This window comes from Helicobacter cetorum, from assembly GCF_900198405.1.
Taxonomy (GTDB): Bacteria; Campylobacterota; Campylobacteria; order Campylobacterales; family Helicobacteraceae; genus Helicobacter; species Helicobacter cetorum_C.
Genome location: NZ_FZMR01000041.1, coordinates 1 through 10,372 on the forward strand (window position 1 = coordinate 1; position 10,372 = coordinate 10,372).

Genomic DNA, 10,372 nt, shown 5'->3' on the forward strand with positions numbered 1-10,372 from the left:
TTTTTGATGTTCGTTTTGTTGTGTATTAGTTGCTTGCCTTTTAATCTATATATTTAATTGTGTAAGAAAACTTGTTATACTTGATTCTAGAAATCATTTATAGAAGGAGTGCAAAATGAAAAATAATCTAAGTGCAAGTGAATATGGTAATATTGCTTATCAAATGTGTAATAATGGGAGATATGAAAAAGCGTTTCAATATTATTCTAAAGTCGCATCGCTAGGAGACATTGACTCTTAGTATGACTTGGGGACATTGTATATGCGAGGTTTGGGTGTGGAACAAAATCATAATAAAACTATAGAATGTTTTGAAGCAGCAACAGAGTGTGGTGATATTGAGAGTTGTATTGTTTTGGCAAATATATTTAGAGATGGTCGTGAAAATATAGAGCAAAATAGTGAAAAATGCTTTAAATATTCTTTAAAAGCTATAGAGCTTGGAGACACGAGCTTATACGGAAGTTTGGCAGATATGTATTTTGAAGGAAGAGGAACAGAACAAAATTTTCAAAAAGCGTTTGAGTATTATTCTAAGGCTGCTGAGTTAGGCAATGCCATTTCACATCATAGTCTAGGAAATATGTATGTTCATGGGCAGTATGTTGAGAAAGATTTAAAAAAGGCTTTTGAGCATTATAAAAAATCTGCTGATTTAGGCAATGCTATCGCACATTATGATGTGGGTTGCGCTTATTTTAAGGGCATAGGCATAAAGCAGAATTTTAAAAAGGCCTTTGAATATTTTTCGAAAGCAGTTAAGCTTGGAGATAAAATGGCTTATTTTATGTTGGGTGAGATGTATCGTGAGGGTAAGGGTTGTAAAAAGAGTAAGTAAAAGGCGAGAGAATGTTTTTTTAAAACAAGCGACCACTCAGTTTGAAAAGGATGTTGTAGCATTTGCATATCACCATTTAGGTTTTATGGAATTGAGCACAAAAAATTTTGGAGATGCTTATGCTAATTTTAATCAAGCTTTAGAATTTGGCAATAGCGATGCGGGCTACATATTAGGGGCAATGCACAATCAAGCAATAGGAGTTGAAAAAGATGAGCAAAAAGCTTTTGAGTATTATAAGAGAGGTGCAGAGCTTAGCAATATAGAAGAGTTGTTATCTTTTGCTACAAGATATATGGTTGGGATAGATACTGAAAAAGATTATCAAAAAGCCTTTGCATTATATCATCAGGCCATAGAGCTCAAAGACCCTATGGCTTATTGTAGTATGGGAACAATGTATTTGTGTGGTAGAGGGGTTAAACAAGATGATAAAAAGGCTTTTGAATGTTTTATAAAATCTTGTGAGCTTGGCGATAAAGATTTAAGACTTAGGGATAAGCAAGCTTATAATAGTGTAGGATATATGTATGAAAATGGTCTTGGAGTAAAACAAGATGATAAAAAGGCTTTTGGGTATTTTTATAAGGGAGCAGAACTTGGTGATTCAATGGCGTTATTCAATTTAGCTACATTTTATTTTTATGGAAGAGGGACAGAGAAGAATTATTTTAAAGCTTTTGAGTGCTATCAAAAATCTGCAGATTTGGGACATGAAGAAAGTTTCTTTATGCTTAGTATGATGTATGGTAAGGGTTTGGGCGTAATACAGGATGAGGCAAAAAGTTTAGAATATTTAAGAAAAGCAATAGATTGTAACGATTCGAACGCTATGGCGTTTTTGGGTCGCATGGAAACTTATATGAATAGAATAATGAAATTTTAGTTGCAAAAGGAGAATGGTAAATTATGGCAAAAGATATTGTTGATACGAAATTTACCCCACTTTGTGGACTTTTTGATAGCAGGAAAAATCAAATAAATATTCTGATTAGTGCCGTTAATGGATTATGGTGAATTTTGATTCTTTATAAGAATTTTTGAAATCCATGCAACTGTATTTTAGTGATCTTTTTGTCGTTTGTATTTTATATTTTTTACACATTTCTTGAATCTATTGATTAGGTTTAAAATACTAACCTAAACCATTCTAGAAAATTTTCTCTCTAGTAGGTTTTGAATATAAGAAAGAACCAAGCAAAAGAGCCAATAAATGAGTGCCGCCTCTAGATAGATAGGCAAGAAGTCATAGCTAGTGTTGGCTTTTTGTTGTGCAACTCTAAAGATTTCTGTAACTGTAACTACAGATGCTAATGAAGTGTCTTTAAACAAGCTGATAAATGAATTGCCTAAAGGTGGGGTGGCAACCTTAAGCGCTTGCAATAAAATCACATGCCAAAAAGTCTGTAAATAGCTCAAGCCCAAGCTAAAGCTCACTTCCCATTGGTCTTTAGAGACAGAAAGAAAACTCGCCCTTAAAGTCTCTGAGGCGTATGCCCCCACATTGAGTGAAAAGGCGATAATGCCTGCTGGAATGGGGTCTATATAAACCCCAAGAGCGGGCAAACCATAAAACACCACAACAATCTGCACTAGCATGGGCGTGCCTCGTATCAATGAAACATAAAAACCCAAAAAAGCGAGTAGAAGGCGTTTAGCTAAGCTTTTTGCTGGCGAAAGCTTAGCTAGGGCTACAAAAGTTGCAATAACGATGCCTAAGACAAATGAAACAAGTGCTAAGGGCATAGAGATACAAAAAGAGGCCTTTAGCATGGGGTAAAAGGCCTCTAGCAATAACTCCAAGCGCTCTTGGCTTAAATTCAAGCTACTTATTACTGACATCTTTTCCAAAAAACTGCTCGCCCAAGCGTTTTAATACTCCCTTATCTATCAATTTTTGCATAGCATTATTGATAAGCTCTAGGGCTTTTTCTTGGTGTTTGTTAATGACCAAAGAGGCTCGTTGCTTGTCTTTAGACTCCCATGCGATTTTAAGGGGGCTGTTTTTGTGGCTGTTGAGATAGTCTAAAACAGCTAGAGAGTTATTTAAGGTCAAGTCAGCTCGCTTTTGTTGCACCAATAATAGAGCTTGTCCCATAGAGTCTATGGAAATAACCTTAGCATGGTATTTGAGAGCTAATTCTCCATAGACAGAGCTTAAAGCATTGGCAACTTTTAGCCCCTTAATATCATCAATGTCTTTGATACGCTCTTCATCTTTTCGCACAACCATAATCGTGCTTGAATAGCTATAAGCTAAAGCCTCATCAAAGGTCGCTTGGCGTTTTTTAGTGTTTAAACTCACTTGATTAGCAACCATATCAAATCGTCCTGCCTTTAAACCTAAAAGCATGCTATCCCATGAAGTTTCGTGGAATTTCAATTTCACGCCAAGTTCTTTGGCTAAGGCTCTAGTTACTTCTACATCATAGCCGGTAAGCTTGCCCTCTTTATTGTGATAAGTGAAAGGGGGGTAAGTGCCTTCAGTCGCAACGCTTATGGTCTCTTTGTTTAAAAGGCGTTCATACAGACTAGACGCACTCAGAGGGATTAAAAAAAGACTGATTATAAATAGTAAGCATGAAATTTTTTTCATTTTGTGTTAACCTTATTTTTTTATTTCTAAACATTTTAACACAAAGTAAGCCTTTATAAGCTTTATTCTTAAAAGATATTAAGTTTCAAAGATACACACGCTCCAAGCGTTTAGATAAGGTGCTAATGACTTCATAAGAAATGGTCTCTAAAAGCATGGCTATGTCGTTTGCATCACTAGCCTTAGTGCTTTTATCTCCAAATAAAATAACTTCATCGCCTTCTTTGGCTTGAATATTATTGAGTTTAATAAAACACTGGTCCATACACACTTTACCAATAAGGGGGGCTAATTGATTATTGATAGCTACTTGAATGCGATTGCCTAAAGTGCGTGCTAATCCGTCCGCATAACCTAAGGCTAAAGTGCCTACTAAAGTCTCTTCATCAGTATAAAAATGCTCGCCATAGCCTACAAACTCGCCCTTTTTAACGCTTTTAATTTGAACGATTTTAGCTTTTAGGCTGATAACATTATGTAAAAATCTGCCTTGTGTTTGAGAGGCGATTTGCACTTCTCTAGATGGATAGAAACCATAGAGCATAATTCCTGGGCGATAGAGGTTTAACAAAGAATTTTCACTACCATTACACAAAGAAAGAATGCCGGCTGAATTGTAGGCGTGGCGGTATTTAAAGTCTATTTTTTTATCCAAAAGTTGCTCTAAAAAGGCGTTAAAGGCTTTCATCTGGTTTTTAGCATGGGTTTTAATCTTAGAATCAGCGTTGCTTAAATGGGTGAATATGCCTTCTACTTCTAAGCCCTTTAAAGCACATATTTTTTCTATGATTTCTATGCTTTTAAAAGTGGGTTCTAGGCCTAAGCGATGCATTCCGGTATCAATTTTAAGATGTGCTTTTAAGCGTTTTTTAGCTTTAAGGGCTGTTTGGGAAAAATACTCTGCTTGCTTAAGACTAAAAATCGTTGCACTCAAGTCATTATCTATTAAAATTTGAGCGTTACAACTAGGACTATAACCCAAAATTAAAATGGGGGTTTTAGAAAAATGCGAGCGTAATTCTAGGGCTTCATCTAAGGTGGCTACCCCTAAATAATTTGCCCCTTCTTGTAAAAAAATCTCACTTGTCTTTATTGCCCCAGCTCCATAGGCGTTTGCTTTAACTACTGCCATAATGTGAGCGTCTTTAGGAATGGTTGTTTTGACAAGGTTGAAATTATGCCTTAGACTAGCTGTATTAACTTCTACAAAACTCGCTCTGTGTAACATGCTTATCTCACTTATTATGGTGTTTGCTAAAATACCAGCGCGTTTCAGAATAAACCACTTTATGCAACAAGATTAAAGCAATTAAATTAGGGATAGCCATAAGTCCATTAGAAAGGTCTGCTAAATTCCATACAAAATCAATTTTAGCTAAAGCACCTACCATAACGCTTGCTAAAAAGACTAAGCGATAATATTTAATCTTTTTTTCCCCAAAGGCGTATTCAGCGCATTTTTCCCCATAATAAGCCCAGCCGATAATGGTGGAGTAAGCAAAAAATATCATGGTCGTAAAAATCACAACCGCTCCTAATGAGCCTAGAAAATACTCTGTGCTTTTTAGGGTTAAAAGATTTGCACTCAATTTCTCGCCATTAGGGAGTAAAGTATTCCATTCTGGTGCCATTAAAATCACGGTCGCTGTTGCAGAACACACCACTAAAGTTACAATAAAGGTTTGAAGCATTGAAACTAGGGCTTGACGAACGGGGTGGTGGGTTTGAGCGCTTGCTGCAATAATAGCAGAACTTCCTAACCCTGCTTCATTAGAATATAGCCCTCTAGCTACGCCTGTTTTTATCATGGTGGCTACTAACGCTCCTGTGGCTCCGCCCACTACAGGCTTTGGATTGAACGCCTCTTCAAAAATGAGTTTCACAGCTTGAATAGCTAAATCAAAATGCCTAAAAATAATATAAAGAATAGTAAGCAAGTATAAAAGCACCATAACAGGGGCCAAATAAGAAGTGAATTTACCAATGGATTTAATCCCGCCGATGACAATAAAAGCGGTTAAAAAAGTGAGTAATAGACCAGAAATCCAAGTAGGCAAAGAAATCTGTTCACTTAGAATGGAAGAGACCGCATTAGATTGTGTCATGTTACCTGTGCCAATGCTTGCAATAATGGTAAAAATCGCAAATGCCATAGCAAGTTTAGGCATATTAAGCCCATTTTTGATGTAATACATAGGCCCCCCCTTGTATCCAAACGCCCCTTCTTCTCTGTATTTCACCGCTAAAATACTCTCAGCATACTTAGTCGCCATGCCAACTAAACCTGTAACCCACATCCAAAACACCGCTCCAGGCCCTGCAATGCTAATAGCAGTCGCTACACCTACGATACTTCCGATGCCTACCGTTGCTCCTAAAGAGAGCATGAGAGCTGAAAATTGTGAAATATCGCCTTTAGATTGAGACTCTTTGTCAAAAAGGATTTTAATCGCATAAAGAATCTTTCTAAATTGCAAACCTTTAAGATAGAAAGTTAAAAATAAGCCTGTGCCCACCAATAGGACTTGCATAGGGATTCCCCAAACAAGATTAGACAGCGTGCGGACGACTGAATCAATGGTTTCCATAAATAAACTCCTTATAAGGAATTAGTTTTAGAAATGAAAAACTTTAGAGAGGTTAATCCCTAAAAAATGCTGAAAAGAGCATAATATCAGCATTCTTTTCATTCGCACCATCAACGCTTAAATCTGCAATCATCTTGCCAATAGCTGGTCCAAAGGTAATGCCAAGCCATCCAAGTCCTGTAGCATGGATTAAATTCTTGTATTGTTTGTCAAACCCTAAATAAGGAATATCATTAGGAGTTAGGGGTCTAAACCCACACCACTCTATAGGGTCTTGCATTTCAAAAGGCTGTGTAAAGGTAGCAAGGTTTCTTTTCATGTTTTCTATCTGCTCTCTGTCAATGAGCATGCTATTTGTATTAAGCTCTAGTTTGGAAGTGATTCTCACGGTGTCTCTTCGTGGAGTCATTGCCATAAAAATATCTGCAAATAAAGAAGAAGTTTTAGGCTTTAATTCTTCTGGCATTTTAAAGGTAATGCTATAGCCTTTAGCCCCCATCATCAAAAAGTCGTTTTTAGTTTTTTTGATAGTTTCTGGGTTAGCTCCGGTAGATAGGATAATCGTTTCTGCTTGGAGTCTATTTTTATTAGTAATGACGCTATCTACTTGATTATTTTTAAATTCAAAGTCTATCACTTCCTCATTATAAAGAAACTCTACGCCCACTTCTTTGAGATATTTTTGTAAAGAGAGCATGACTTCGCCCGGATCTACATGGGCATTCTCAGTTAAAAGCACGCTCCCACAGATATTGTCATTAGCAATAGGCATGTATTCCTTGGTTTCTTTGGTATTAAGAATTTTATAAGATCCGCTATCATCGCAAGTTTTAATCTTTTTTTCAAAATTTTCTTGCAAGGTATAAATCATTAAAAGCCCATCTTCTTTATACCAAAAATCCATGCCATCTTCTAGCATTTGATGATACATCTCTACGCTACGCCACCCATAGCGTTCAAACAATGCCATGGTGCGATGCCTAGATTTTACATTAGCACTCTGTATGAATTTAAAAATCCATTTAAAAAGCTTAGGATTAAGCCCAAAGTGGAATTTTAAGGGGGCTTGATTTTTTAGCATAAGCTTTATGGTATCACATACGACACCGGGGCTTGCAAGCGGAGCCTCTTTAAATGGCGAAACTAAGCCCGCATTTCCAAAAGAAGTGCAGTTAGTGCCATCGCCTTTTTCAATCACGCAAACCTTACGCCCAAGCTTATGCATAGAATACGCACAAGAAAGCCCTATAATCCCACCACCTATTATGATTACATCTTTTTGCATGCTTAATCCCTTTTTTGCGCTTTTTAAAAATTAGTATTATTTGATAGCAATAGCTTCAATTTCTACTAGAGCATCTTTAGGAAGTTTAGCCACTTGAAAGGTCGCTCTAGCTGGATAGGGTTCTTTAAAATAACTCCCATAGATTTCATTTACAACAGCAAAATCATCTAAGCTTTTCAATAAAATGGTGGTTTTAACCACACTTTCCATGCCTAGACCAGCCTCTTTTAAAATCGCTTTGATATTTTCCATAGATTGCGTGGTTTGAGCGTGAATATCTGTGCCTTTAAATTCGCCGGTGCTTGCATCAATGCCTAATTGCCCAGAGACAAATACAAGATTATTAGTAGCGATAGCTTGAGAATAAGGACCTATAGCTTTTGGGGCTAAATTTGAATGAATGACTTGTTTCATGGTTATTAAAACTCCTTGAATATTTGAAATGTTAATTATAGTGCTTATTATCGTTTAATCAAGGTAAAAAAAGGAAAACAATGCCAATAATTTTTCGCAAAAGAAGTTGGATTGCTTGAAGTTGTAAAATTTTTACTCAATCTTGGATGGAATAAGAAAAGTTAGACAAAAAGATAAAATCTAGCTTTATTTTTATAGAAACAAAAGAGTTTCAAAATTGTTTTTTAAAAGATTAAATCAAATTATTTTTATAAAACCTTGATTTTTGATTTTCTTTTAGATAGAATAGCGTTTGTATTTTTTGAAATTAGGTGCGGGAATAGCTCAGTGGTAGAGCACGACCTTGCCAAGGTCGGGGCCGCGGGTTCGATCCCCGTTTCCCGCTCCATACTTTGTATTTTAATATTACTCTTATGCAAGTTTCTATTAGATTTGCCCAGGTGGTGGAATTGGTAGACACAAGGGACTTAAAATCCCTCGGTAGCAATACCGTGCCGGTTCAAGTCCGGCTTTGGGCACCACGATGATATTTTATATTTTGTTGATGTTATTTTAAGAGATTGTTTTGGAGAAGGCGACATAGCCAAGTGGTAAGGCATGGGTCTGCAAAACCTTGATTCCCCGGTTCAAATCCGGGTGTCGCCTCCATAAATAATTTGGGGCTTTTTGTGAGAAAATAGCGGGAGATGGCTGAGTGGTTGAAAGCGGCGGTCTTGAAAACCGTTGAGGGTAATACCTCCGGGGGTTCGAATCCCTCTCTCCCGGCCACTTGACTAAAATCCTTTAGGCAATTTGTTTTTGCAAATTCATTCCCTCGTTTTATGATAAGAATGTTTATGCTCATGTTGTGGTAGGCATGACTTAGATATTTATTGTCTCTTTTAATTGAAATTTGACTTTTTTTAAAGGATTTTGTCTGTGGGATTATCAGCCTTGAGTCTTATTGTTCCAGTCAGTGTGATTATGATGGTGGTGCTGACTAAGCGAGTGGCTCTCTCCTTATTTGTAGGGATTTTAACAAGTGCTTTCTTATTGTATTCTTTAGATTTTTTAAGTATAATAGATTATACTTATCGCAAAATTACTTCAGTTTTTTATGTCTATGAGCCTATTAAGGGACTTAGTTTTAATCTTTCTAATCTTTATGTTTTTGGGTTTTTAATCTTTTTAGGAATTTTAAGCCAAGTTATTTTTAAATCTGGTAGTGTTCAAAACTTCGTCAAAAAAGCTAAAAAATATTCTAAAAGCGCTAAAACTCCTGAATTTATCGCTTTTTTTTCAGGCATCATTATCTTTGTTGATGATTATTTTAACGCCCTAACCGTGGGACAAATTTCAAAGTCTTTGAATGACGCTCATAACTCTACACGAGAGCGATTAGCCTACATTATAGACTCCACTTCAGCACCGGTGTGTTTGTTAGTGCCAATTTCAAGCTGGGGGGCTTATATTATGGGGATTATGAATAATGATAAATCGCCTTTATTAGAAGATAGTTTTTCAGTGCTAATTCAAAGTTTGAGTAGTAATTATTATGCGATTTTTGTGCTTATTGCAGTATTTCTCACTATTTTATGGCAAATCAATCTCCCTAGTATGAAAAAGTATCAAAATGTAGGGGTTAAGGATTTTTATAACGAGCAAGAAGAAAGCTCTACAAAACTTGCCCCCTTAAGCTTATTACCCATTTCTATTTTCTTATTAATTGTATCCATTTCATCGTTGATTTTTTATACCGGACATATTTTGAAAAATACCGATGCGAGTTTTTCGCTTTTTTATGGGGGGTTATTTTCGCTCATCATCACTTATCTTTTGGCTTACAGGTTTTTAGAAAAAGGGAGTTTTTTTAGAATTATTATTGAAGGCTTTAAGAGTATGAGTTCAGCCATATTAGTTTTAACGCTTGCTTGGGCTATTGGACCTGTGATTAGAGATGATGCTCAAACAGGACTTTATCTAGCTCAAATAAGCAAGGAGTTTTTAAATAGTGGGGGGAGTGTGTATATGCCCTTAATCTTTTTTTTAATCTCTGGATTTATAGCATTTTCTACTGGCACAAGCTGGGGGGCGTTTGCTATCATGCTACCTATTGGAGCAAGCATGGCGACTGAAAGCGACATTATTTTGATTGTCTCAGCCATTCTTTCTGGGGCGGTTTATGGAGACCATACAAGCCCCATTTCTGATACGACCATTCTATCAGCTACTGGAGCTGGATGTTCTGTGCAAAGCCATTTTATCACGCAACTTCCTTATGCAACTATCACTATGCTTTGTAGCATGGCGAGTTTAATGGTTGCAAGTTTCACGCATTCTAACACGCTCGCTCTTATAGTGGGTTTAGCTTTGCTTGTAGGAGTGTTTTATGGTTTTAGGGTGGTTTATAGCCAAAAATAATTACTAGCTCAAAATTAAAATTTTGAGCTTTTCTAAGATTTTAATCAGTAATTAATGTTCTTATGCTTAAAAACTTAAAATGGTTTTTAAAAAACTCAATGTATGTTTTTAGTTTTTATTGTTGTTTTTAGCTCTCTAACTTCCTTAATGGATTAACCCCCACTACACACCATCTCTAAAATATAGATTTAAGTTTTTAACATCTTTTTAACCATTTAACCCCTAAAACCCCCACAAATACCCTACATAAT

General features: G+C 36.3%; 10 protein-coding genes and 4 tRNA genes. 8 read left to right on the forward strand and 6 right to left on the reverse strand.

Going from position 1 to position 10,372, the window contains the following annotated elements:
- Positions 1 to 115 precede the first annotated feature (115 nt).
- The 3 genes from C6H25_RS09000 (at position 116) to C6H25_RS08350 (ending at position 1,724) form a co-directional block, all read left to right on the forward strand.
- Complete coding sequence (locus tag C6H25_RS09000; RefSeq protein ID WP_267891817.1) at positions 116 to 241, forward strand: hypothetical protein; 126 nt, start codon at positions 116 to 118, stop codon at positions 239 to 241.
- Positions 242 to 247: 6 nt separating this feature from the next.
- Positions 248 to 838, forward strand: a complete 591-nt coding sequence (locus C6H25_RS08345; protein ID WP_104748961.1) for a tetratricopeptide repeat protein — start codon at positions 248 to 250, stop codon at positions 836 to 838.
- Between the two features lie 85 nt (positions 839 to 923).
- Complete coding sequence (locus tag C6H25_RS08350; protein ID WP_104748962.1) at positions 924 to 1,724, forward strand: tetratricopeptide repeat protein; 801 nt, start codon at positions 924 to 926, stop codon at positions 1,722 to 1,724.
- A gap of 254 nt (positions 1,725 to 1,978) precedes the next feature.
- Here the strand turns inward: C6H25_RS08350 and C6H25_RS08355 are convergent, their stop codons facing one another.
- The 6 genes from C6H25_RS08355 to C6H25_RS08380 form a co-directional block, all read right to left on the reverse strand.
- On the reverse strand, positions 1,979 to 2,680 hold the full coding sequence (locus C6H25_RS08355) for an amino acid ABC transporter permease (RefSeq protein WP_104748969.1): 702 nt from the start codon (positions 2,678 to 2,680) through the stop codon (positions 1,979 to 1,981).
- Positions 2,664 to 3,434, reverse strand: coding sequence for a transporter substrate-binding domain-containing protein (locus tag C6H25_RS08360; RefSeq protein ID WP_104748963.1), 771 nt, complete (start codon positions 3,432 to 3,434; stop codon positions 2,664 to 2,666). The genes C6H25_RS08355 and C6H25_RS08360 overlap by 17 nt, the downstream gene beginning before the upstream one ends.
- 85 nt (positions 3,435 to 3,519) lie before the next feature.
- Positions 3,520 to 4,662: an alanine racemase gene (gene alr, locus C6H25_RS08365; RefSeq protein WP_104748964.1), complete on the reverse strand. Its 1,143-nt coding sequence runs from the start codon at positions 4,660 to 4,662 to the stop codon at positions 3,520 to 3,522.
- 7 nt (positions 4,663 to 4,669) lie between these two features.
- Positions 4,670 to 6,022 (reverse strand): alanine/glycine:cation symporter family protein, encoded by a 1,353-nt coding sequence (locus C6H25_RS08370; RefSeq protein WP_104748965.1) that lies wholly within the window; start codon positions 6,020 to 6,022, stop codon positions 4,670 to 4,672.
- A 52-nt stretch (positions 6,023 to 6,074) separates the two neighbouring features.
- Entirely contained in the window at positions 6,075 to 7,307 is a 1,233-nt protein-coding gene (locus tag C6H25_RS08375; RefSeq protein ID WP_104748966.1) for an NAD(P)/FAD-dependent oxidoreductase, read from the reverse strand.
- A gap of 36 nt (positions 7,308 to 7,343) precedes the next feature.
- Positions 7,344 to 7,721, reverse strand: a complete 378-nt coding sequence (locus C6H25_RS08380) for a RidA family protein (protein ID WP_104748967.1) — start codon at positions 7,719 to 7,721, stop codon at positions 7,344 to 7,346.
- Positions 7,722 to 8,034: 313 nt separating this feature from the next.
- Here C6H25_RS08380 and C6H25_RS08385 point away from each other — a divergent pair.
- From C6H25_RS08385 to C6H25_RS08405, 5 genes are all read left to right on the forward strand, one after another.
- A tRNA-Gly gene (locus tag C6H25_RS08385) sits at positions 8,035 to 8,109 on the forward strand.
- A gap of 46 nt (positions 8,110 to 8,155) precedes the next feature.
- A tRNA-Leu gene (locus C6H25_RS08390) sits at positions 8,156 to 8,242 on the forward strand.
- A gap of 52 nt (positions 8,243 to 8,294) precedes the next feature.
- Positions 8,295 to 8,369: transfer RNA gene (locus C6H25_RS08395), tRNA-Cys, on the forward strand.
- Positions 8,370 to 8,401: 32 nt separating this feature from the next.
- Positions 8,402 to 8,489, forward strand: a tRNA-Ser gene (locus C6H25_RS08400).
- A 150-nt stretch (positions 8,490 to 8,639) separates the two neighbouring features.
- Entirely contained in the window at positions 8,640 to 10,121 is a 1,482-nt protein-coding gene (locus C6H25_RS08405; RefSeq protein WP_104748968.1) for a Na+/H+ antiporter NhaC family protein, read from the forward strand.
- Positions 10,122 to 10,372 lie beyond the last annotated feature (251 nt).